Genomic DNA, 23,073 nt, shown 5'->3' with positions numbered 1-23,073 from the left:
TTCCCGCCATGGTTAGCCTAATCCTCGTTCATTCCAACGAGGCCACCCCCCATGGCAAACACGCAAAATCCTCCGGACCACAAACACAGCATCGCCGCCGTGATCGGCCTGCTGGTGCTGTCCATCGCCCTGCGCCCCGCGATCATCTCGGTGGGGCCGATCCTGTTGCTGATCCAGCAGCACTTCCACTTGAGCTACACCCAGGCCGCGCTGCTAACGTCCATCCCCGATGTGTGCATGGGCGTCTTCGCCCTGATGGTGCCGAACCTGGCCCGGCGCTTCGGCATCGACCGTTGCGTGGTGGTGGCCTTGCTGCTGCTCGGCGTTGCCACGCTGCTGCGGGCGTTGTCGCCCAACGCGTTTTTCCTGCTGGCCAGCACCTTTGCCGCCAGCGTCGGCATCGCCATCGCCGGGGCGATGACCGGCGGCTGGATCAAGACCCACTTCCCGCACCGCGCCGCGTTGTTCATGGGCATCTATGCCGCCGGCCTCAGCGTCGGCGCCACCCTCGCCGCCCTGTTCAGCGCCCCGCTGGCCGAACTGACCCAGAGCTGGCGCATCAGCGCCGGCGCGTGGAGCCTGCTGTGCCTGACCGCCGTGGCGAGCTGGATCTGGATGACGCGGACCTTCGCCACACCCGCCACCGCCGCGCAAGCACGCCCATCCCTGAGCGTCCGCCTGCCCTGGCGCACCCCGCAGGCCTGGTGGGTGGCGCTGAACTTCGGGGCCGGGCAGTTCGTGGTCTACGCCCTGTTCGCCTGGATGGCCCCGGCCGCCACCGAAGCTGCCGTGTCCAGTTGGTCGGCGGGCACCCTGCTCGGCACCTTCACCGCGGTGTTCGCCGTGGCCAGCGTCTGCGCCGGCCTGATTCCCGGCAAGGCGCATGATCGCCGGGGCCTGCTGGGGGGCTCGACCCTGCTGGCGACACTGGGCGTCGCCGGCATGGCCTTCTTCCCGCATGCCTGGCCGATCTTGTATGTGGTACTGGCGGCCATCGGCCTAGGCATGGGTTTTACCGTGGCCATGACCTTGCCGCTGGATAACGCCGCCAACGCCGAACAAGCCGGTTTGTGGACGGTGTTCATGTTGTTCATCGGTTACCTGGTGGCTGCGCTCGGCCCACTGCTGTTCGGTGCCTTGCGCGACTACAGCGGCCATTTCGGCCCGGCCTACACGCTGCTGTTCGCGGTGCTGCTGGTGATGTTGTGCATCACCCCGCTGCTCAAGCCGACGACGGAACACACCGCTCAAATGTCCGTTGCCTGAAACGCTCGACGCCGTTGCGCACTGCACGCAACGGCGTCGAACCCCGCTTGATCAGGCCAGGTAACCGCCATCGACCGTCAGGCTCGCGCCGGTGACGAACGACGCCTCCTCGCTGGCCAGGTAGGCGGCCATGCCGGCGATCTCGTCGGCACGTCCCAGTCGCCCCAGTGGCACGCGACTGATGACGTGCTCCAGATAAGGTGCGTCGGCCGGGTTCATGTCGGTCGCGGTCGGGCCGGGCTGAATGTTATTGACCGTGATACCCCGCGCAGCGAAATCCTGGGCCAGGCCCCGGACCAGGCCGATCATTGCCGCCTTACTCATGCAGTAGCCACTGGAGCCCGGGAAACCGGAACGCTCGCCGGCGACACTGCCAATCGCAATGATCCGGTCACCACGCTGCATGACCTTGGCACAGGCCCGGGCGGCAATGTAGGTGGCGCGCACGTTGACCGCGTACAGCTCGTCCAGCGCCTCGACCGTGAAGTCATCGACCGTACCCAGCGCGAGGATACCGGCGTTGTTCACCAGAATGTTCAGCGCACCGAACTTCTGCACGGTGAAGTTGACCGCGTGCTCGATGTCTTCGGCGAATTTGCTGTTGGCCTTGATGGCCAAGGCGGTACCGCCCTCGCCCTCGATACTGGCAACCAGGGCCTGAGCTTTTTCATCGGAGGCCGAATAGGTGAAGGCGACGGCGGCGCCCTCCCTGGCCAGGCGACGAACGATGGCGGCGCCGATGCCACGGGACCCGCCGGTGACCAGCGCGGTTTTGCCAGTGAAGCGTTGTGTAGGAATAGACATGTTCAAAACCTTTCTCAAAGAGAGATAACGGGTTACAGGGACGCGGATGCGGCTTTTTCAATCAGCCGGGCCACCGGCTCAGGGTTGGACACCATCACCACGTGGGACGCGCCGCTGACCACCTCTACGCCTTTGGCCCCGGCACGCTTGGCCATGAACGCCATGGCCTGCGGCGGGATGTTCTTGTCCTGGTCGCCGTAGATGAACCACGACGACACCTTCTTCCACGCCGGGGTCCCGGCCTTCTCGTTCAGCGCTGCATCCGTGACCGGACGCTGGGTCGCCGCCATCAGCGCCGCCTCGGGTGCCGGCACGTCAGCGGCGAACTGGTCGTGGAACTTGTCCTGCTGGATGTACAAATCCTTACCGCCACCCGCCAGGGCAACGGGTGCGGCCAGGGTCGGGCCCAGCGTGCTGCCGGGGAACTTGCCGGCCAGTCCGGCCACGGTTTCACCGGCCTCAGGGGCAAAGGCACTGACGTAGACCAGCGCCTTCACACCCGGATGGCCGTTGGCCGCGGCGCTGATGACGTTACCGCCGTAGGAGTGGCCGACCAGCACCACCGGGGCCTTGATGCTCGACAGCAACGCCGAGACCGCCGCCCCGTCGCTTTTCACACTGCGCAGCGGGTTGGCCGCGGCGACCACGGTGTAGCCATCCTGCTCGAGGATTTTCACTACACCGTTCCAGCTCGACGCATCGGCGAAGGCGCCGTGCACCAGCACCACCGTGGGTTTTTCCGGCTGGGCGAAGGCGCTGCCGGCGACCAGGCTGGCGGTGATCGCCAGCAGGCTCATGACTTTTTTCATGGATGAACTCCTGCAATGAAGGGATTAGAAAGCCAATCGGGTGAAGACGTAGTCATGGTTCTGCACGCGCGCCTGATGGCAGGCGAAACAGGTCTGGTGCTGGGCTTCATCAGCCGGTTTGCCGTTGATGAAACGACCGAATCCCCAGCCGCCGGTGGCGGCGTATTTCTTCGAGTCCTTGACCATCACCTGGACGGTGGTCGCCGCACCCGGGATCGAGGCCGGCTCGAATTCCGTCGATTGCACGCGCTTCCAGGCCAGCTTCACCAGCACCGTGCCGTCAGGAAACGGCAGCGTTTTGGCCTGGTAGGCCTTGATCGCCTTGTCATTGCCCACCACCACGCGCAGTTCATCCAGCGGCGGGGCTTCGACCGCCGGGGCGATGAACTGCCATTGGCGATACCCCTCGGGCAGCTTCACGCCGTAGATCGGTGACGCGTCGCTGCTGTCGCCGAGGGCGACGCCAGTGGTCGCCAGCGCCGCCGAGGCCACGGCGGCGAGAAAGGTCAGTCTCATGTGAATTCTCCCGTGTGGCCGATCACAGATGGTCGGCGTCGATAACCGCCTGGGCGAAGGCTTGCGGCGCCTCCTGCGGCAGGTTGTGGCCAATGCCGCCGTCGATCAGGCGATGCTCGTACTTGCCGGTGAAGCGCTTGGCGTAAGCCTCGGCGGGTGGATGCGGGGCACCGTTGGCGTCGCCTTCCATGGTGATGGTCGGCACGCTGATGGACGGGGCCTGCGCCAGTTTTTTCTCCAGCGCGTCATAGCGCGCCTCGCCCTTGATCAGGCCCAGACGCCAGCGGTAGTTGAAGATCGACACGGCGACGTGATCGGGGTTTTGCAGGGCAGCGGCACTGCGGTCGTAGGTGGCGTCGTCGAAGTCCCACTTGGGCGAGGCCAGTTTCCAGATCAGCTTGGCGAAGTCGTGGGTGTTCTTCTGGTAACCGAGGCGACCGCGCTCGGTGGCGAAGTAGAACTGGTACCACCACTGCAACTCGGCGGCGGGCGGCAACGGTGCCTTGCCGGCTTCCTGGCTGCCGATCAGGTAACCACTGACCGCCACCAGCGCCTTGACCCGCTCCGGCCACAGGGCGGCGACGATGTCGGCGGTGCGCGCGCCCCAGTCATAACCACCGAACACTGCCTGCTGGATGTGCAGCGCGTCCATGAAGTCGATGACGTCCCTGGCCAGCGCCGCAGGCTGGCCGTTGCGCACGGTCTTGGCCGAGAGGAACAGCGTGTCGCCATAACCCCGCGCATAAGGCACCAGCACCCGATAGCCCTTCTCGGCCAGGGCTGGCGCCACGTCGGCGTAGCTGTGGATATCGTAGGGCCAGCCATGCAGCAGGATGACCACCGGGCCATCGGCCGGGCCCATTTCGGCGTAGGCGACATCCAGCAGCCCGGCCTTCACATGCTTGAGCGCGCCGAGGGACGTATGGGCGCCGGGCGTCAGCGTGCCGACAGTGCTCGCCGGGACATCGGCGGCGCGGGCTTGCGACGAGACCATGCCCAGGGCGCCGAGTTGCAGGAAGGCCACTGCCAGCGCCGTGCAGGCAAAGAAGCGCAGGTGACGGGGAACCGCTTGCGGATTGATCGTGATGTTCATGCCAGGTCTCCGGTGCGACGACCCCCTGGCCGTCGCAACATGGGTGAATTACGGCGCGGTCTTGGCCACGGTTTTGTTCGCTTCGCTACGCAACGGCCGGAACGCTTCGCGCAGTTCTTCACTGAACAACTGCGGCTGTTCCCAGGAGGCGAAGTGGCCGCCCTTGCTGACTTCCTTGAAGTAGGAAAGGCTTGGATAGGCGCGCTGTGCCCAGCTTTTCGGGGCGCGGTAGATTTCGTGGGGGAACACGGTGATCGCCACCGGGACCTTGATCGTGGCGGTCTTCTGCGCTTCGGCACTGAAGTTATTGTTGTTGTTTTCCCAATAGAACCGCGACGACGAGGCCCCGGAATTGGTCAGCCAGTACAGGCTGATGTCGTCGAGGATGTCGTCGCGACCCAGCACGCGCTCGGGCTTGCCGTCGCTGTCGCTCCAGGCGGCGATTTTTTCGTACATCCATGCCGCCGTGCCCGCTGGAGAATCCGCCAGCAGGTAACCGATGGTCTGCGGCCTGGTGACCATCATCGCGCCGTAGGCCGCGTTGCGCCCGAAGAAGGTGCTCAGCGAATTGAAGGCATTGCGCTCAGGCTCGGTCAGCCCGGCCGGCGCCGGATCCCCGCCGAAGATCGGCTTGACCAGCTCCGGCGGAATGGTCGCCGGCATGTTCAGGTGAATCCCCAGCAAGCCCGGCGGGGCCAGGCGACCCAGGGCGTCGGACACCACCGAACCATGGTCACCGCCCTGGGACACGTAATGGCTGTAGCCCAGGCGTTTCATCAACACGTCCCAGGCCTTCGCTACCCGGTCCGGATTCCAGCCGAGCTCAGTGGGTTTGCCGGAGAAACCATGGCCGGGGATCGACGGGATCACCACGTCGAAGGAGTCTTCGATGCGCCCGCCGTAAGCGGTCGGGTCGGTCAGCGGACCGATGGTCTTGAGGAACTCGAATTGCGAGCCCGGCCAGCCATGCGTGAGGATCAGCGGCATGGCGTTGGGGTTGCGCGAGCGCACGTGGATGAACTGGATGTCGACGCCGTCGATGGTGGTGATGAACTCGGGCAAGGCATTGAGCCTGGCCTCGGCCTTGCGCCAGTCGTAATCGCTGCCCCAGTACTTCACCAGCGCCTGCACCTGGGCCAGTTGCACGCCCTGGCTGGTATCACTGACCAGTTCCTTGTCGGGCCAGCGGGTGTCGGCGATGCGTTTGCGCAGGTCGGTCAGTTGCGCTTCATCGACGTGGATGCGGTATGGGCGAATGGCTTCCGACGACGTCGATGCACTGCTGGCGGCCCAGGCGCCGCTGCTGCCTGCAAGCAGGGCAAACCCCAGCAGCCTGACGGACGACGTCAGGTAGCGGCGCCAGGTGAAATCGGACGAAACTGCAAGCATGATCAATCTCCTTTGAGTAAGTGGCCTACAGGCGTGGCGCGAATGGCTGGAGCGCGACCGCGGTCAACGGTCGATCCAGCTCACGCAGGCCTGATAAAACCACCCGGCTCCCCTCGGGACGATTGCACGTAGGTGTCGGTCGATACCTAAGTATCACTTGCCAGCCGGTACCCGCGGATGTTGTCGTGCGCAGCACGGAATGCGCCGGCAGGCGCGCAATTGCAGGCAGTGTCGCGGGGCGATGGAGCGGATGAGTGTGAGCACGCAGCACGATGCAACGACGGCGATGGCGCCCACCCGCTGGACGATTGTCGGCCTGTGCATGCTGTTCAACGTGGTCGACGGCCTGAACGCGATGGTCATGGCCTTCACCGGTTCCAGCGTTTCGCTGCAATGGAACCTGAGCGGGATCGACCTGGGGATGTTGCTCAGCGCCAGCCTGGTGGGCATGGCCGTGGGCTCGCTGTGCGCCGCGCCCCTGGCGGACCGCTACGGGCGGCGTCCGCTGCTGCTGACCGGCCTGGCGTTCAGCGGCCTGTGCATGCTGCTGTCGTCCATAAGCCTGGGGCTTTATTCGCTGATGCTGCTGCGCACCCTGACCGGCATCGGTCTGGGCGCGGTGCTGGTGGGCGCCAACGTGCTGACCCATGAACACGCCAGCGCCCAACGACGTGGCCTGGCCATCGCCCTGCAATCGCTGGCCTTTGCCCTTGGCGTGAGCCTGGGTGGCGTGCTCGCGCACCTGTTCAATGCCAGCCCCGGTTGGCGCTATGTGTTCCTGGCCGGCAGCCTGATCACCTTCGTGGTGACCCTGGCGGGCGTGGTGTGGCTGAGCGAATCCCGCGAGTTCCTCGCCCTGCAACAGGCACGCCGCCACGCGCAAACATCAGGGACCGGCCCGCAGACGAACCGGCGCGCCATGGCCTACGGGCAATTGTTCGCCCCCGGCCAATGGCGCCAGACCACGTCGCTGGCGCTGGCCTTCTTCCTGGTCATGTTCAGTTTCTATTTCGTGATGAGCTGGACCCCGGCGCTGATGGTGCAGCACGGTTTTTCCGAGAAGGAAGGGGCCACGGGCGGGATCCTGCTGAGCATCGGCGGCATGCTCGGCGCCTTGTCGATGGGGCTATGGTCGCAACGTCTGGGCGGCAACCGGTTGCTGCTGGGGTTTGTGCTGGGCAACACGCTGCTGATGCTGTTGATGGTGCCGGCCACCCGCTTCCAGGAATTGGCGATGGTCATCGGTTTCAGCACCGGGCTGTTGCTCAATGGCGCGATTGCCGGCCTGTTCACCCTGGCGCCACAGACCTTCGCCACCTCGATCCGCACCAGTGGCGTCGGCCTGGTACTGGCGCTGGGGCGCATCGGCGGGATTCTTTCGCCGGCCGTCGCCGGGCTGCTGCTGGACGCGCGCTGGAGCGCCCAGGGCCTGTTCAGCTTTTTCGCCGGCAGCCAGTTGCTGGCGGCGCTGCTGATCTGGCGCGGTGCCCGGTCGGTTTAGAACGCCAGCTTGTAGCCGATCAGCATCAGCATGGTGGCCAGGCACGGGCGCAGCCATTCGTCAGAGATGCGTCCGGTCAGGTGGCTGCCCAGGTAAATCCCCGGCAGGGATCCGACCAGCAGGAAGCCCAGCACCTGCCAATCCATGTTGCCCATGCTGGCGTGACCGAGGCCCGCTACCAGGGTCAGCGGCACGGCGTGGGCGATTTCGGTGCCCACCAGGCGGCGGGTTGGCAGCAGCGGATAGAGGATGAACAACGCCACCGTGCCCAGGGCGCCGGCACCGATGGAGGTCAGTGCGACCATGGTGCCGAGGATCAGGCCGGTGACCACGGTCAGCACGTTCAGGCGCGGGCCGCTGGGGTTGTATTGGCCGCCGGCGCGGCGGTGGGCGAATTCGAGCAGGCGCTTCTTGAAGAAAATCGCCAGGGCCGTGGCAAACAGCACGAAGCCCAGGGCCTGCTTGATGATGGCGTTCATCGCGTCGGGCGAGGTCTGCAGGGTGCTCAGGAACCACAGCGTCAGCGCCACCGCCGGCACGCTGCCCAGGGTCAGCCAGCCGGTGATGGCCCAGTCGATGTTCTTGTTCTTGCGATGCACCAGCACGCCGCTGGATTTGGTAATTGCCGCGTACAACAGGTCGGTACCCACCGCAGTTGCCGGATTGACGCCGAACCACAACAGGATCGGGGTCATCAACGAACCGCCACCGACGCCGGTCATGCCAACGATGAAGCCCACCACCAGACCTGCCACGACCAGACCGAAATCACCGAATTCCATCAACACGCCCACACAGCAGGAAAAATCTGGCCCGCAGGATAGCGATTTTTCTTATAACCACTTATACCAATGCGATCTATCTTTATTCCATCTCCAGAAACCCCACTGTTCCCCCCCCTGTGGGAGCGAGCCTGCTCGCGATAAGGGTGTACCCGTCGCATCTACTTTGACTGGCACACCGAAATCGCGAGCAGGCTCGCTCCCACAGGGGTGGGTGTTTGGTGGGGGTCCTGTAATCACTGCACCGGCAAGAAATTGAGGAACAACAGGCTCTGTGCGTAGTTCAGGCCGATCCTGCGGTAGCGCTCGTCGAGCATCTGGGTCAGCAGGTCCAGGCGCGCGACGATCTTGCCGAATTCGGTGGCGAAGCTCAGGTTGCTGCCCTCTTCCGAGATCTCGTTGGAAAACAGCATCGGCAGGCCTTCGGGGGTCTGGCGCTGGCTAAGGATCCAGGTGGCTTTTTCGATGTTGCGCGCGGCGTTGTTGACGAAAGTCGGGTTGATCGCATCGGTCATGTAGAACTCCAGCCGGTTGCCGTGGGCGGTCACCAGCATGCTGCCGATGGCATAGATGAACGCACCGACCCGGTCGCCGAGAAACTCCGGGCTCATGGCATAACTCAGCGCCGCCAGGTCCTTGCGACCGCCCAGGGCGGGCAACGGCTGTTGCTGTTCGATGGCCAGGCGCACCTGTTTGACTGCCGTGCGCGCATCGAGGAAACCGGATTTCTTCAACTCCTGGGGGTTGCGCAGGTACAGCTTGCCCATCAGCAGGTAGAGGCTTTCGAGGTTATCGCGCATCGCCAGGGTGGCCATGCGGTCGACGCTGGTCTGCAGGAACTCCTGGGGCCTGCCCTCGCGAAACTGGCTGATGAGGTCTTTGCCGTCCTGATGGCTGCATCCGCTGGTCAACAGCATCGACAGCACGACCAGCAGCAGGCAATGGCGGCGGATGGGCACAACGCGTGAAGGTGAAACTTGGGCCATGGGGCTTGGACTTGGCATGGGCCGGCGGTGGGGATCGCCGCAGGCTGGCCAAGGATAGAGCCGGGAATTTCGAAAAAGTGCAGTTTCGCCGGTTCACCGCCTCACAGAAAAAGACAATAGTCATACTTTATTAGTGCAAATAGCGAGGAAGCAGCTATAACCCCCTACGCGTGATTTGAAATTCGAAAACTAGTATGACTACTTATCCAAGAACAACAAAAAGGAAGGTTGACCATGCTTCAAGCCCGCTATCCGCTGTGCCTACTTGGACTGTCCATGATGATCGCCACCCTCCCCGCCCACGCCACCGGCCTGTCCAGCGACATGAAAAGCTTCGGCAAAACCAGCGACGGCACGCCCGTCGAGCAATACGTCCTGCGCAACAGCCATGGCATGCAGGCCAGCGTCATCACCTACGGGGCGACCCTGCAAGCGCTTGAAGTGCCGGACAAGCACGGCAAGTTCGCCGACGTGGTGCTCGGTTTCGACGACGTGCAGGGCTACCAGAACGGCAAGGCCTACTTCGGCGCGACCATCGGCCGCTTCGGCAATCGCCTGGCCAACGGCGCCTTCGAACTCGACGGCAAACGCTACCAGGTGCCGCAGAACGACGGCTCCAATTCCCTGCATGGCGGTCCGCAGGGTTTCGACAAGCACGTGTGGAAAGCCAAGCCGATCAAGAGCAAGGACGCCGTGGGCGTGACGCTCACGTACGTGTCGGCGGACGGCGAAATGGGTTTCCCCGGGACCCTGAAAACCGAGGTCACCTACAGCCTCAACGATCGCAACGAACTGCGCATCGACTACAAGGCCTCCACCGATAAACCCACGGTGCTCAACCTGACCAACCACAGCTATTTCAACCTGGCCGGCGCAGGCAATGGCGACGTGTTGCAACAACAGGCGACCTTGCACGCCAGCCACTACACCCCGGTCAATGAAAAGCTGATCCCCACCGGCGAACTGGCACCGGTGGCCGGCACGCCGATGGACTTCACCCAGCCCACAGCCATTGGCCAACACATCAAGGCCGATCACCCGCAACTGAAGTTCGCCGAACCCAAGCAAGGCGGTTTCGATTTCAACTGGGTTCTGGACACCCGTGGCGACGTCGGCAAACTCGCCGCCCAGGTCAGCGACCCGCAGTCCGGGCGCCAGTTGCAGCTCTACACCAGCGAGCCGGGCGTGCAGTTCTATACCAGCAACTTCCTCGACGGCTCGGTCAAGGGCAAGGCGGGCAAGACCTACGCACACTGGAGCGCGTTCACCCTGGAAACCCAGCACTACCCGGATGCGCCCAACCAGCCGAACTTCCCCTCCACCCGCCTGGACCCCGGCAAGACCTACACCCAGAGCACGGTGTTGAAATTCTCCACCCAATAACCGCCGCCCTGTAGCTACTGGCGCGCCAGCGGCTACAGGTGAAGGGAACCGCTGGGCTATTCTGCTGCCAACTGCAATGTCGATTGGTCAACGGAGGTGTTCATGCGGTTTCTCGAACTGGCAGGCGTCCAGGTCCCCGTCATCGGTCAAGGCACCTGGCGCATGGGTGAAGATCCATCGCGTCACGCTGAAGAGGTCGCCGCACTGCGCCGGGGCATCGAACAGGGCATGACCCTGATCGACACCGCCGAAATGTATGGCGAAGGCGGTGCCGAGAAAGTCGTCGGCGAAGCGATTGCCGGCCAGCGCGACCAGGTGTTCCTGGTCAGCAAGGTCTACCCGCACAACGCCAGTAAAAAAGGAATCCCCCAGGCCTGCGAGCGCAGCCTGCGCCGCTTGAACAGCGACTACATCGACCTGTACCTGCTGCACTGGCGCGGCCAGTACCCGCTGGAAGAAACCGTCGAAGCCTTCGAACGCCTGCGCGACGCGGGCAAGATCGGCCGCTGGGGCGTGTCCAATTTCGACGTGGACGATATGCAGGAACTCGCCGCCCCCGCCTGCGCCACCAACCAGGTGCTGTACAACCTGGAGGAACGCGGCATCGAATTCGACTTGCTGCCGTGGTGCCAGCAACATCACCAGCCGTTGATGGCGTACTGTCCGATCGGCCAGGGCGGACAACTGCTGGCCCACCCGACGCTCAAACAGATCGCCGCTCGTCACTCCGTGACCCCGGCGCAGGTAGCGCTGGCGTGGATTGTGCGACAGGATGGTGTAATTGCCATCCCCAAGGCGGTTCGGCCTGAACACGTGGACCTCAACGCGCAAGCTGCGCAACTGCAACTGGAGACGGGGGATCTGGAGGCGCTGGACCAAGCGTTTCGCGCGCCACACCGCAAACAGCGACTGGCCATGGTCTAAGCCAGCGCGGTTCTGTCAGAGGGCTTCTGATGAGAAGCACCGATCAGTTGGACGCGTTCAACCTGCAGCGCTTTGTCCTGGCGCAGAACCCGGTCATCGAGCGCGTCCAGAACGAACTGGGCGCGGGGCTCAAGCGCAGTCACTGGATGTGGTTCGTCTTTCCACAGCTCTCGGGCCTGGGCGGCAGCGAAATGTCCCGACGCTTTGCGATTCGCTCAGGTGACGAGGCCCGGGCCTACCTCGACCATGCGGTGCTGGGCCCGCGGTTACATACCTGCACGCAGTTGGTGCTGGCCATCGAACAACGCTCGGTGGCCGAGATTTTCGGCCACCCGGACCACCTGAAATTCCATTCGTCGATGACCCTGTTCGCCCAGTTCGCCGCCCAGGGCAGCCCCTACCATCAGGCGCTGGAGCGTTACTTCCACGGCATCCCGGACGAATGGACGCTGACCCTGCTGGACTCAAAACAGGCCCATCTGCCCCCCAATCAGGGTTGAGAAGTCGTCATCGACGAACGGCAGGATCGCGTCGGCCACCGGTTGCAGCTGGCGCGTGACGTAATGGTCGTAGTCGATCGGCGCGCTGCGGATCTCCAGCGGTTCGGGCCCGGCGACGCTGATCACGTAGCTGATCCAGCCGCCGTTCTGGTACTGCCGTGGCCGGCCCTGCTGGTCGTTGTAGTCGTCGGCGATGCGGGCCGCGCGCACATGCGGCGGCACATTGCGCTCGTAGTCATCGAGGGTGCGGCGCAGGCGCTTGCGATAGACCAGCCGATCATCGAACTCCCCCGCCAGGGTCTTGCGCACGTATTCGCGCACATAGTCCTGGTAGGGCTTGCGGTGAAAGATCAGCGAGTACAGCTCCTGCTGGAACTGCCGCGCCAGCAGCGACCAGTCGGTGCGCACGGTTTCCAGGCCCTTGTAGACCATCTCGTCGCTGCCGTCGGCGCGGGTCACCAACCCCGCGTAACGTTTCTTGCTGCCCTCCTCGGCGCCGCGGATGGTCGGCATCAGGAAACGCTTGTAGTGGGTCTCGAACTGCAATTCCAGGGCGCTGTGCAGCCCGTACTCCTGTTGCACATGGTCACGCCACCATTGGTTGACGTGGTCCACCAGGGCATGGCCGATCTGCGCCGCTTCCTGCTGGCCGTGGGCGCGGCGCAGCCAGACGAAGGTCGAGTCGGTGTCGCCGTAGATCACCGTGTGGCCCTGGGCTTCGATCAGCTGTCGGGTGCGCAACATGATCTCGTGGCCACGCAGGGTGATCGACGACGCCAGGCGCGTATCGAAGAAGCGGCAGCCGCTGGAGCCGAGCACGCCGTAGAAGGCGTTCATGATGATCTTCAAGGCCTGGGACAGCGGCGCGTTGTGTTCGCGCTTGGCGGTTTCCCGACCCTCGGCGACCCGCGCGACGATGGACGGCAGGCAATGCCGGGTGCGCGAAAACCGCGCACCGCGAAAACCCGGCACCGATTCGGCATCCCCAGGGTGACGCAAGCCTTCGATCAGCCCCACCGGGTCGATCAGGAAGGTGCGGATGATCGACGGATAGAGGCTCTTGTAGTCGAGCACCAGCACCGACTCGTACAGCCCCGGCTGCGAGTCCATGACGAAGCCGCCGGGGCTGGCCTGCGCCGGCTTGTTGCCCAGGTTCGGGGCGACGAAGCCCTGGCGATGCATCAGCGGCATGTACAGGTGGGTGAACGCCGCCACCGAGCCGCCGCTGCGATCGGCCGGCAGCCCGGTGACACTGGCCCGCTCCAGCAGGAACGGCAGCAACTGGGTCTTGGCGAAAATCCGCGTGACCAGCTCGCAGTCCTTGAGGTTGTAGGTGGCCAGCGCCGGTTTGTCTTCGGCGAACATGCGGTTGATTTCGTCCATGCGCTGGTACGGCGTGCTGATCGCCTTGCCTTCGCCGAGCAGGGTCTGCGCGACGTTTTCCAGGCTGAACGAGGGGAAGCTCCAGGTCGCCGAGCGCAGGGATTCGATGCCATCAATGATCAGCCGTCCGGCCGCCGAGGCGAAGTAATGGTTGCGGCTGCCGTGCTCGCGCCACTGCATTTCCTCGCCGCCGCGCCCCAGCTTCAACGGCACCGCCAGGCGCCGGGCGTGTTCGTGCAGCACCCGCAGGTCGAACTGCACGACGTTCCAGCCGATGATCGCGTCCGGGTCGTGGCGGGCGAACCATTCGTTGAGCCTTTTCAACAGCGCCGCACGGGAATCGCAGTATTCGAGCTGGAAATCCACCGCGCTGGCGTCGCCATTGGCCGGGCCGAGCATGTACACCCGGCGCTCGCCGCAGCCTTCCAGGGCGATGGAATAGAGTTCGCCCTGGGCCGTGGTTTCGATGTCCAGGGACACCAGGCGCAGGTTCGGGCGGTAGTCGGGGTCGGGTTTCATCTGCGCGTCGAGCAGCAGGCCATCGGCATCGGGAGTGCCGCCGAAGACCACCGGCGCGGTGATGAAACGTTCCATCATGTAACGTTCCGGCGGGCGCACGTCGCCTTCGAACATCTCCACGCCCGCCCGGCGCAGGGCGGTCTCCAGGCGCATCAACTGGGCGTGCTGCTGGCAATACAGGCCGAGCACCGGGCGATGGTCGAAATCGCGCAGGGCCAGGGGCTTGAGCTCGACGTTCTTTTCGTCTTGCAGCACCTGCTGCGCCTGTTCGCGCTGCTCGGCGGCAATGAACGCCACCGACGGCTGATGCGGCAGGCGGATGCGCCGTGGGCCATTGTCGGTGGCCAGCCAGAACTCGACTTGCGTACCGCCCGGGGTGTCGCGCCAATGCCGGGTCAGGACGAAGCCCCGCTGTAGATCCACCACTGCAACCTCAGATTTGATTTCTGTGGGCAATTCTACGAAAAAAAGCCGCCGGATGACGTTTTTTGCGTGTTATCTGCCGCTTTGCGTCTTGCTCTCGACCTCAGGGTCTACGATTCTTCAGGAACAACGCCAACCCCCTGGAAAGCCATCATGAAAACCGTCGCCCAACTGCTCAAGTTGAAAGATCAGAAAAACCAGGAAGTGCACCAGATCAAACCGGATCACATGGTGCTCGAAGCCCTGATGAAGATGGCCGAGAAGAACGTCGGTGCCCTGCTGGTGGTGGAAGACGAACAGGTGCTGGGCATCATCAGCGAGCGCGACTATGCACGCAAACTGGTGCTGCACGGCCGCTCGTCGGTGGGCACGCCAGTGCGCGACATCATGGTTTCGCCGGTGATCACCGTGGACACCAGACAGACGGTGGACACCTGCCTTGGCATCATGTCCGACAAACGCCTGCGTCACCTGCCGGTGGTGGAAAACGGCAAGCTGATCGGCCTGCTGTCGATCGGCGACCTGGTCAAGGAAGCGATTGCCGAACAGGCGGACCTGATCCGGCAGTTGGAGCAGTACATTCGCGGGGAGTGATCCCCCTTCCGCCCCCTGTAGGAGCGAGCTTGCTCGCGATAGCGGTGTTTCAGTGGGAAAATGTTTGGCTGACACACCGCCATCGCGAGCAAGCTCGCTCCTACAGGGGACCTGCTTCAACTCCAATGCCGCGCAAACACCGGCGCCAGTGTCGGGTGCCGGTCGATGCGTTCGAGCCAGGCGAAAAAACCCGGCCGTGCATGGCGCAGATGTTCGCGGGTGCCGGCCCAGCGGGTCACCACCGCTGCCAGTACATCCAGAGCCCCGGGCGTTTCATCGCCCAGGTACAGCTCACGGGAAAATTCATCGGCAAACACTTCCCAGCACCAGTGCAGCCGATGGCGCGCGCCGGCGACGAGGTTTTCCCGGCTGGGATGATCCGAGGCCACCAGCCAGCGCTCGGGATAGTCGATGATGCCGATGTTCGGGTAGCAATTGCTGACGATGTACACCAGGCCACGGATGGCCTGGTCGCGCTCGGCCGGCAGCGCGGGCAGCAGGCTCGACTGGGGAAAGGCCAGAGCCAGATGAATCAGGATCGCCGCGCTCTCGGTGAGAATGCTGCCATCGGGCAGTTGCAGGGTCGGGATCTGCTTGAGCGGGTTGAGTTTCTCCAGGGCGATGGCCGCCTCCATGGCGAGCTCGACGTCGATGAAGCGATAAGGCACCTCACAGAGCTCCAGCGCCGCCTCGATGGCAGCAGCGCCGGAGTTCCTGTGTCCGTAGAGTTGGTACATAAACACCTCCATTGCGATGCTCTCTTTGTAGCAGCTGACTTTGGGCCTGCCGGAAAATTTCTTTTGCCTGGCTGCATCCAAATCCCTTTCCGACGGGTAGTACCTGTAGCAGCCCCGATGACTGCGCAGCGAAAGACTCATTAACGGAGAGAATTTCATGAATGCCAAACAGCTGATCTGCCTGGCCGGTTTGTTCGCCACGATGCCTGCGGCGTTTGCCCAAAGCGCTTTACCCGACAGCATCAAGGTGCCCGAGGGTCACAAGGTGGCCATGGAGACCACAGGCGTGGGTGAAATCACCTACGAATGCCGCGACAAGGCCAACGCCAGCGGCACCGAGTGGTTTTTCGTCGGACCCAAGGCGGTGCTCAATGATCGCAATGGCAAACAGGTCGGCACCTACTTCGGCCCGCCGGCCACCTGGCAGGCGCAGGATGGCTCGAAAGTCACCGGCACCCAATTGGCGGTTGCCCCTTCGAGCGCGGGCAACCTGCCCTATCAACTGGTCAAGGCCAACCCCGCCGAGGGCAAAGGCGCGATGAGCGGTGTCAGCTACATCCAGCGCGTGGCGCTCAAGGGTGGCGTCGCCCCCAGCACCGAATGCACGGCCGCCAACAAGGGCAAGCAGGAAGTGGTGAAGTACCAGGCGGATTACATTTTCTGGTCAGCGAGCTGAGTCGAGACTCTGTAGGAGCGAGCTTGCTCGCGATCGCAATGTGTCAGGCGCCGAAGGTGTTGAATGTACGGGCGCCATCGCGAGCAAGCTCGCTCCTACAGGGTCCTCTGCTAGATTCATGGCATCCGGATTCATTTAGGCGGTTGAGCACATTGTCATTGCCCGAACCCATTTTCGACTATGAAGCCCGCCTCGCCGCCTGTGCTCGGGGTGAGCGTCAGGCTCTGCGGGATTTGTATGTGCAGGAAAGCCCGCGACTGCTCGGTGTGGCCCGGCGGCTGGTGGGCGACACCGCGCTGGCGGAGGACATTGTCCATGATGCCTTTCTCAAGATCTGGGCCGGCGCCGCGCGTTTCGACCCGGCGCGCGGGACGGCACGGGGCTGGATGTTCAGCGTGACGCGACATCTGGCGCTCAATTTCATCCGTGACAACCAGCGTGAAATCCAGGGCGATATCGACCTGCACAATGAGGCCGGCGCATTCGATGCCGAGGTCCATTCCTCGCGCATTCATCTGTGCCTGGAGCAACTGGAACCGGCCCGGCGCTCCTGCATCCTGCACGCCTACGTCGACGGTTATTCCCACGCGCAGATTTCACACAAGCTCGGCACGCCGCTGGGCACCGTCAAAGCCTGGATCAAACGCAGCCTGACGGCCTTGCGGGAGTGCATGGGATGACCACCCGACCTGTGGATGAAACCCCGGAGGACATCGAAGAGCTGGCCAGCGAGTATGTGCTGGGCACGCTTTCGGCAGAGCGGCGCACCGAGGTGCAACGGCGCCTGCGCGACGATAGCCGATTGCGCGCGGCGGTCGACAGTTGGGAGCGTCGCTTGCTGGGGCTGACGGATCTTGTCGAACCTGAAACACCCTCGCCCCATTTGTGGCACCGCATCGAACGCAGCCTCAATATGGCGAACGTCAAAACGGCGCCAACTCCGGTGAGGTCCTGGTGGGATCGCCTGGCGCTATGGCGAGGGCTCGCGGGTGCGGGGCTTGCGGCAACGTTGGTGCTTGGCGCCCTGCTGCTGACACAAACCACGGTCAAGCCGACTTATCTGGTGGTGCTGGTGGCGCCCCAGGACAAGGCTCCGGGCTGGGTGATCCAGGCCAGCAACCCTCGGGAAATCCAGCTGATCCCACTGGGCGTCGCCCAGGTGCCCGAGGACAAGGCGCTGGAGTTCTGGACCAAGGCGGATGACTGGCAAGGGCCGGTGTCCCTGGGCCTGGTCAAACCGGGGCAAATCCTGTCGGTGCCGCTGGACAAACTCCCGCCGCTGGAACCCAACCAGTTGTTTGAGTTGACCCTGGAAAACCGCAACGGCTCGCCAATCGGCAAGCCCACCGGGCCGATCCAGTTCATTGGGCGTGCGGTGAAAGTCATTTGACCTCCCCCTGCCCCTATTCCCTGTAGGAGCGAGCTTGCTCGCGATGAGGCCAGCACATTCAACATCAATGGTGCCTGACACTCCGTCATCGCGAGCAAGCTCGCTCCTACAGGGGGAATCATTTGCCCGTCTGTTTCATGCAGCGCTGATACCGCTCATCCACCCGCTTGGCGAACCACGCCGTGGTGAGTTTGCGGGTGATCTTCGGGCTTTGCAGGACGATCCCCGGCAAAACCGCTCGCGGCAGCTTGCGCCCATCGGCCTGTTCGGCCAGTTCGAACACTCGCCGGTACAGCTCGGTGTCTTCGAATTCCAGGGTCTTGCCCTTGTCCAGTTGATCGCGGATCACCGGGTTGCGCATGCCCAGGCGTTTGCCCAGGGCGCGCACGGCCAGCTCGGTGCTGCCCGGCATGATCGAGCCATAGCGCACCAGGTCGCCGTCCAGCGCCAGGGGAATGCCTGACGCGCGACTCACGGCATTCTGGAACGCCGCATTGCGGCTCGCGTACCAGCCGGCGTTGAAATCGGCAAAACGGTACAGCGGATCGGTGTAGCTCACCGGATAACCCAGTAAATGGGCGATGCCGAAGTACATGCCGCCGCGCCGGCTGAACACTTCCCGGCGAATGGTGCCGTCCACCGGATAGGGATAGTTGCGCGACTGCTGTTCGGCGAAGTCGATGCTGACCTGCATCGGACCGCCGGTATGCACCGGGTTGAAACTGCCGAACAGCGTGCGGCCCATGGGCACCATGCCGATGAAATCATCGAAGATCGCGCTCAGTTCCTTTTCGCTGCGCGCGGCCTTGAGCCGGTCGGCGTAGCTTTTGCCGTTACTGGAACGCACCTCCAGCGCCGCGCTGACCAGCAGGCCGGGAACGTGGGCCTTGGCCGCACGTCGGTCGATTTCATCCCGGGCGATCTTGCCCAGGCCCGGCACGGTGGGGTCCACCTGAAACGTCGACTCCTGCTCGGTGACCGCCAGCACGGCACACAGGTTTTGCGTCGATGGCTCGATGCCCTGGGCGGCGAACGCGGCGTAGATGTCAGTGGCCCAACCCTGGCGATCAACGGTCTTGGCCGGCAGCAGGCGCACGATCTCGGCCCGCACCTCGGCGGGCGGCCGGGGGGCGGCCTGCTGGGGACTCTGGGTGCCACAGCCGGCCAGCACCAGCAGCGCCGCGACGCTCGCCATCATTCGATTGAGTTGCATGCTGCTCCATCCAGTCCGTTGAGCCGGGTTCACCCTACGATCAAGGGTATGGCGCAGGCTATGACTGCAAGGCCCCGCCCCCGTTCCTGAAAGAGTGAGCCAGTGCTCGAAGTCCTGCAAATTACGCAAAACTTTTGGGAACTACTATCATTTGCGACTGGAGTCGCATTTGCGCAAGGACTACCTGCGCCGTCATCTTCTGCGGTCCGCCGCCAGGTACGTGATATGACACCTCCAGACCGATTCGGCATGCCCGTCCGCCCCACCCTCCTTGCCCTGCTCTGCTCCCTGTCGGTAGCGACCCAGGCCGCAACCCCCGAAACCGAACCATCAAACGATGGCAAGGCCGTGGTGCTGGACAACGTCAACATCAACGCCCAGGCGCCCTCACCGTCCGAACTGCCGCCGCCCTATGCCGGTGGCCAGGTGGCACGCGGCGGGCAGCTCGGCGTACTCGGCAATCAGGACATCATGGACGTGCCCTTCAGCATGGCGTCCTACACCGAACAGTTGATCCAGGACCAGCAGGCGGAGAACGTCGCCGATGTGCTGCTCAACGATTCCTCGGTGCGCCAGGCGTCGGGGTTTTCCAACCAGGCCCAGGTTTTCATGATTCGCGGGCTGCCGCTCAATGGTGACGATATTTCCTATAACGGCCTGTACGGCGTGCTGCCTCGGCAGATCATCTCCACCGACGCGCTGGAACGCGTCGAGGTGTTCAAGGGCCCGAACGCCTTCATCAACGGCGTCACCCCCAGCGGTTCCGGCATCGGTGGCGGTGTCAACCTGCAGCCCAAACGCGCAGGCGATTTGCCGTTGCGGCGTTTCTCCACCGACATCAGCGATGACGGCCGGATCGGCCAGCACCTGGACATCGGCCAGCGTTTCGGCGCCGACAACCGCTTCGGTGCACGGGTCAATCTGGCGCAGCGCGAAGGCGATACCGCCATCGACCATGAAAACCAGCGCTCCAAGCTGTTCGCCATCGGCCTCGATTACCGAGGTGATGCCCTGCGGGTTTCCGCGGACTTCGCCTATCAGAAAGAACGCGTCAATGGCGGTCGCAGCTCGGTCAACCTCGGCACCGCCACGCACATCCCGGATGCGCCGTCCGCCGACACCAATTACGCGCAGAAATGGGGCTTCACCCAGATCGAAGACACCTTCGGCATGCTGCGCGCCGAGTACGACCTGAATGACAACTGGACCGTCTATGCCGCCGGGGGCGCCAAGCACACCCGGGAAGTCGGGCGCTACGACGGCACCACGCTGGTGGGCAACGACGGCAGCTCCACCACCACCGGCTCGTTCATTCCCCACGACGAAGACAACAAAAGCGTGATGGCCGGCCTCAACGGCAACTTCGTCACCGGACCTGTGAGCCACAAACTCAACGTCGGCCTGGCCGGGATCTGGACCGAGCAACGCAGCGCCTTCGATTTCGACCTGACCCGCTATGCCAACAACATCTACCACCCGGTCGAAGTTCCGGCGCCCGGCCCCGGTTTCGCCGGTGGCGACCTCAACGATCCGGGGATCGTCGGCAAAACCTTCGCTCGCAGTGGCGCGGTGTCCGACACCCTGGGGTTCTTCGACGATCGCCTGTTGGTCACCGTCGGGGTACGGCGCCAGCAACTGGTGGTGCAGGGCTATAGCTATGCGCCATACGGTTCGGGCAGCCGTAACGCCGCCTATGACGAGTCGATCACCACGCCGGTGTATGGCATCGTGTTCAAGCCGTGGGATTACGTGTCGTTCTATGTCAACCGCATCGAAGGCCTGGCCGAGGGCCCGACGGCACCCACCACGTTCGGCAGCCGCGTAGTGACCAACGGTGGCCAGGTGTATGCGCCGGCACGCACCAAGCAGATCGAAGCCGGGGTCAAAGTCGACATGGGCACCTATGGCGCGACCCTCGGCGTCTACCGCATCGAACAGCCCAGCGACGGCTATTCGGTCATCACCGGCCCGACCACCGCCGAGTTCATCCGCCAGGGCGAACAGGTCAACAAGGGCGTGGAGCTCAACGTCTTCGGCGAACCGCTGGACGGGCTGCGCCTGATCAGCGGCGTGACCGTCATGGACACCGAACTGAAGAAAACCCAGGACGGCGCCAACGACGGCAATCACGCGGTGGGCGTGCCGACCTTCCAGTTCAACGCCTCGGTGGACTGGGACGTGCCGGGCCTGCAGGGGGTTGCGCTCAATGCGCGGATGCTGCGCACCGGCGGCCAATACGCCGATGAGGCCAACAACCTCAGCCTGCCGACCTGGAACCGCTTCGACGCCGGCGCCCGCTACGCCTTCAAGGTCCAGGAAAAAGACGTGACCCTGCGCTTTAATGTGGAGAACGTGGCCAACAAAAAATACTGGGAATCGGCCCAGGGCGGCTACCTGACCCAGGGCGAACCACGGGTGGCGAAGCTGTCGGGGACCATTGATTTCTGATCGCTATTGGCCCTGCTTACACCGCTGTGGGAGCGAGCCTGCTCGCGATGTTTCGGGGCCAACATCAATGGTGACTGACACTGCGCCATCGCGAGCAGGCTCGCTCCCACAGGGACGGGCAATCGAGGACGGAATTATGAACCGCAGCGACGTGCTGATCGTCGGCGCAGGCCCCACCGGGCTGGTGCTCGCGCTGTGGCTGAGCAAGCTGAAGATCCGTGTGCGCATCATCGACAAGACGTCGGCCCCCGGCACCACGTCGCGGGCGTTGGCGGTGCAGGCGCGCACGCTGGAGTTGTATCGGCAACTGGACCTCAGCGACGCGGTGATCAGGAACGGGCATCGCGTGGCCGCCGCCAACTTCTGGGTCAAGGGCGAACCGGTGACCCGCTTGCCGTTGAGCAAGGTCGGCGAAGGCCTGACTCCTTATGCCTTTCTCGAGATATTCCCCCAGGACGAGCACGAACGGCTGTTGATCGAACGCCTGGAAAACCTGGGCGTACACGTCGAGCGCAACACCACCCTCGAACATTTCGAGGAAAACGGCGACACCCTCACCGCCCGTCTGCGCCTGCCCGATGGCCAGGAAGAAACCTGCCAGGCGTGTTACCTGGCGGGCTGCGACGGTGCCCGCTCGATTGTGCGCAAAACCCTGGACACCGGGTTTCCCGGCGGGACCTACCAGCAGATTTTCTACGTCGCCGACGTGCAGGCCAAGGGCCCCGCCCTCAATGGCGAATTGCACCTGGACCTGGATGAAGCGGATTTTCTGGCGGTGTTTCCACTGGCCGGCGAAGGCCGTGCGCGCCTGATCGGCACGGTGCGCGACGAACGGGCCGAGCACGCCGACACCCTGCGGTTCGAGGACGTCAGCAGTCGCGCCATCGACAACCTGAAAGTGCAGATCGAGCAAGTGAACTGGTTCTCGACCTACCGCGTGCATCACCGGGTGGCCGAACACTTTCGCACCGGCCGTGCCTTTCTGCTAGGCGACGCCGCCCATGTGCACAGCCCGGCGGGCGGCCAGGGCATGAACACCGGCATCGGCGATGCCATCAACCTGGCCTGGAAGCTCGCCGCCGTGCTCAATGGCAGCGCCACGCCGCAATTGCTCGACAGCTACGAAACCGAGCGCATCGCCTTTGCGCGCAAACTGGTCGCCACCACCGATCGTGTGTTCAGCTTCGTCACCGCCGAAGGACGTGTAGCCGATCTGCTGCGCACGCGCCTGGCCCCGTTCCTGCTCCCGAAACTGGCCTCGTTCGCGGCCTCTCGCGAATTCCTGTTTCGCACTGTTTCGCAGATCACCCTCAATTATCGCGGCATGCCCTTGAGCACCGGCACCGCCGGGCAAGTGCACGGTGGCGACCGGCTGCCCTGGGCGCATGACGGTGAAGGGGATAACTTTGCCGGGCTCAAGTGCCCCAACTGGCAGGTGCACGTGTATGGCGACACCAGCGACGAAATGATCGCCTGGTGCCACGAGCATCACCTGCCGTTGCATGTGCTCGGCTGGCGCCCTGCGTTCGAAGCGGCGGGGCTTGGGCGCAACGGCTTTTACCTGCTGCGGCCGGACACCTACGTGGCGATTGCCGAAACCTGCTCGGACCCGAAGGTGATCGAACGGTATTTTCGGCAGCACGGGATCCGCCCCTACTTTGCAGATCATTGATCTTCACATGTGGGAGCGAGCCTGCTCGCGATAGCGTTTGAACAGGCCATACATTTGGTGAATGT

General features: G+C 63.8%; 21 protein-coding genes. 11 read left to right on the top strand and 10 right to left on the bottom strand.

From position 1 onward, the window contains the following. Positions 1–51: 51 nt before the first annotated feature. On the top strand, positions 52–1,266 hold the full coding sequence (locus ABVN20_RS27485; RefSeq protein WP_368558941.1) for a CynX/NimT family MFS transporter: 1,215 nt from the start codon (positions 52–54) through the stop codon (positions 1,264–1,266). A 51-nt stretch (positions 1,267–1,317) separates the two neighbouring features. Here the strand turns inward: ABVN20_RS27485 and ABVN20_RS27480 are convergent, their stop codons facing one another. Genes ABVN20_RS27480 through ABVN20_RS27460 form a run of 5 tightly spaced genes read right to left on the bottom strand, consistent with a single transcriptional unit; the run spans position 1,318 to position 5,877 of the window. After that, positions 1,318–2,064, bottom strand: coding sequence for a 3-oxoacyl-ACP reductase family protein (locus tag ABVN20_RS27480; protein ID WP_368559412.1), 747 nt, complete (start codon positions 2,062–2,064; stop codon positions 1,318–1,320). Positions 2,065–2,102: 38 nt separating this feature from the next. Continuing rightward, positions 2,103–2,879 (bottom strand): alpha/beta fold hydrolase, encoded by a 777-nt coding sequence (locus ABVN20_RS27475; protein WP_368558940.1) that lies wholly within the window; start codon positions 2,877–2,879, stop codon positions 2,103–2,105. Between the two features lie 24 nt (positions 2,880–2,903). Beyond that, positions 2,904–3,395, bottom strand: coding sequence for a cytochrome P460 family protein (locus ABVN20_RS27470; RefSeq protein WP_368558939.1), 492 nt, complete (start codon positions 3,393–3,395; stop codon positions 2,904–2,906). A gap of 22 nt (positions 3,396–3,417) precedes the next feature. Next, positions 3,418–4,488, bottom strand: coding sequence for an alpha/beta fold hydrolase (locus ABVN20_RS27465; protein WP_368558938.1), 1,071 nt, complete (start codon positions 4,486–4,488; stop codon positions 3,418–3,420). Between the two features lie 48 nt (positions 4,489–4,536). Beyond that, positions 4,537–5,877, bottom strand: a complete 1,341-nt coding sequence (locus ABVN20_RS27460; RefSeq protein ID WP_368558937.1) for an epoxide hydrolase family protein — start codon at positions 5,875–5,877, stop codon at positions 4,537–4,539. A gap of 250 nt (positions 5,878–6,127) precedes the next feature. Between ABVN20_RS27460 and ABVN20_RS27455 the strand changes: the two genes are divergently transcribed. Further along, the gene (locus tag ABVN20_RS27455) at positions 6,128–7,378 is read left to right on the top strand and encodes an MFS transporter (protein WP_368558936.1); all 1,251 of its coding nucleotides are present in this window, start codon (positions 6,128–6,130) and stop codon (positions 7,376–7,378) included. Here ABVN20_RS27455 and ABVN20_RS27450 read toward each other — a convergent pair. Together ABVN20_RS27450 and ABVN20_RS27445 are read right to left on the bottom strand one after the other, a co-directional pair. Next, positions 7,375–8,160, bottom strand: coding sequence for a sulfite exporter TauE/SafE family protein (locus tag ABVN20_RS27450; protein WP_368558935.1), 786 nt, complete (start codon positions 8,158–8,160; stop codon positions 7,375–7,377). The genes ABVN20_RS27455 and ABVN20_RS27450 overlap by 4 nt on opposite strands. Positions 8,161–8,396: 236 nt before the next feature. Further along, the gene (locus ABVN20_RS27445; RefSeq protein WP_368558934.1) at positions 8,397–9,146 is read right to left on the bottom strand and encodes a hypothetical protein; all 750 of its coding nucleotides are present in this window, start codon (positions 9,144–9,146) and stop codon (positions 8,397–8,399) included. 234 nt (positions 9,147–9,380) lie between these two features. Between ABVN20_RS27445 and ABVN20_RS27440 the strand changes: the two genes are divergently transcribed. From ABVN20_RS27440 to ABVN20_RS27430, 3 genes are all read left to right on the top strand, one after another. Further along, positions 9,381–10,529 carry an aldose epimerase family protein gene (locus tag ABVN20_RS27440; RefSeq protein ID WP_368558933.1) on the top strand — a complete coding sequence of 383 codons (1,149 nt, stop codon included), beginning with the start codon at positions 9,381–9,383 and terminating at the stop codon, positions 10,527–10,529. 102 nt (positions 10,530–10,631) lie between these two features. Further along, positions 10,632–11,453, top strand: coding sequence for an aldo/keto reductase (locus ABVN20_RS27435; RefSeq protein ID WP_368558932.1), 822 nt, complete (start codon positions 10,632–10,634; stop codon positions 11,451–11,453). 29 nt (positions 11,454–11,482) lie between these two features. Then, positions 11,483–11,953, top strand: coding sequence for a DUF1810 domain-containing protein (locus ABVN20_RS27430; protein WP_368558931.1), 471 nt, complete (start codon positions 11,483–11,485; stop codon positions 11,951–11,953). On the opposite strand, the gene ABVN20_RS27425 is transcribed toward ABVN20_RS27430, so the two are convergent. Beyond that, complete coding sequence (locus ABVN20_RS27425) at positions 11,918–14,278, bottom strand: DNA polymerase II (RefSeq protein ID WP_368558930.1); 2,361 nt, start codon at positions 14,276–14,278, stop codon at positions 11,918–11,920. The two genes, ABVN20_RS27430 and ABVN20_RS27425, sit on opposite strands and share 36 nt — an antisense overlap. Positions 14,279–14,431: 153 nt before the next feature. Here ABVN20_RS27425 and ABVN20_RS27420 point away from each other — a divergent pair, with 153 nt between their 5' ends. Further along, positions 14,432–14,872, top strand: coding sequence for a CBS domain-containing protein (locus ABVN20_RS27420; RefSeq protein ID WP_368558929.1), 441 nt, complete (start codon positions 14,432–14,434; stop codon positions 14,870–14,872). Positions 14,873–14,988: 116 nt separating this feature from the next. On the opposite strand, the gene ABVN20_RS27415 is transcribed toward ABVN20_RS27420, so the two are convergent. Further along, on the bottom strand, positions 14,989–15,609 hold the full coding sequence (locus tag ABVN20_RS27415) for a glutathione S-transferase (protein ID WP_368558928.1): 621 nt from the start codon (positions 15,607–15,609) through the stop codon (positions 14,989–14,991). 157 nt (positions 15,610–15,766) lie between these two features. Here ABVN20_RS27415 and ABVN20_RS27410 point away from each other — a divergent pair, with 157 nt between their 5' ends. The 3 genes from ABVN20_RS27410 (at position 15,767) to ABVN20_RS27400 (ending at position 17,675) form a co-directional block, all read left to right on the top strand. Further along, positions 15,767–16,285: a DUF3455 domain-containing protein gene (locus tag ABVN20_RS27410; RefSeq protein ID WP_368558927.1), complete on the top strand. Its 519-nt coding sequence runs from the start codon at positions 15,767–15,769 to the stop codon at positions 16,283–16,285. Between the two features lie 152 nt (positions 16,286–16,437). Then, positions 16,438–16,965, top strand: a complete 528-nt coding sequence (locus tag ABVN20_RS27405; RefSeq protein WP_368558926.1) for a sigma-70 family RNA polymerase sigma factor — start codon at positions 16,438–16,440, stop codon at positions 16,963–16,965. Continuing rightward, a complete protein-coding gene (locus ABVN20_RS27400) occupies positions 16,962–17,675 on the top strand; it encodes an anti-sigma factor (RefSeq protein WP_368558925.1) in 714 nt (237 codons plus the stop codon). The genes ABVN20_RS27405 and ABVN20_RS27400 overlap by 4 nt, the downstream gene beginning before the upstream one ends. Before the next feature lie 118 nt (positions 17,676–17,793). On the opposite strand, the gene ABVN20_RS27395 is transcribed toward ABVN20_RS27400, so the two are convergent. Further along, positions 17,794–18,888: a DUF1615 domain-containing protein gene (locus ABVN20_RS27395; protein ID WP_368558924.1), complete on the bottom strand. Its 1,095-nt coding sequence runs from the start codon at positions 18,886–18,888 to the stop codon at positions 17,794–17,796. Between the two features lie 225 nt (positions 18,889–19,113). Between ABVN20_RS27395 and ABVN20_RS27390 the strand changes: the two genes are divergently transcribed. Then, a complete protein-coding gene (locus ABVN20_RS27390; protein WP_368558923.1) occupies positions 19,114–21,336 on the top strand; it encodes a TonB-dependent receptor in 2,223 nt (740 codons plus the stop codon). Positions 21,337–21,472: 136 nt separating this feature from the next. Beyond that, the gene (locus ABVN20_RS27385; RefSeq protein WP_368558922.1) at positions 21,473–23,008 is read left to right on the top strand and encodes an FAD-dependent monooxygenase; all 1,536 of its coding nucleotides are present in this window, start codon (positions 21,473–21,475) and stop codon (positions 23,006–23,008) included. Positions 23,009–23,073: the final 65 nt, after the last annotated feature.

The sequence above is a fragment of the Pseudomonas sp. MYb118 genome (genome assembly GCF_040947875.1).
Lineage (GTDB): Bacteria > Pseudomonadota > Gammaproteobacteria > Pseudomonadales > Pseudomonadaceae > Aquipseudomonas.
Note: the sequence above shows the minus strand (reverse complement) of the source record. Positions and strands in the feature narration are given on the sequence as shown.